Here is a 271-nt window from a genome sequence, read left to right on the forward strand (position 1 = left end):
TTGAAAGGTTTCAACTTCAAGGGTGGAACCGGCCTGACTCCGGAGTTTACGGCTCTGGTTACTTGCCGGACTGTTTATTTTTCCGCATTTAACGCAGAAATTATCCGTTCCGGCATTCAGTCCGTCTCCAAATGCCAGCGGGAAGCTGCTCGCGCGCTCGGTTTGAAAGAACGTCATGTTATGCGCCTAGTAATCCTGCCACATGCCATGCGGTTGATTATGCCTCCTATGACCAGTGAATATCTGGCGATTGCTAAAAGCAGTTCATTGG

General features: G+C 49.4%; 1 protein-coding gene. It reads left to right on the forward strand.

The window, feature by feature from the left end:
• The coding region (locus ACY2RR_RS24515; protein ID WP_490110821.1) for an ABC transporter permease subunit at positions 1–271 on the forward strand (271 nt) is incomplete at both ends.

It is taken from the genome of Parendozoicomonas sp. 2304DJ65-17 (assembly GCF_058148445.1).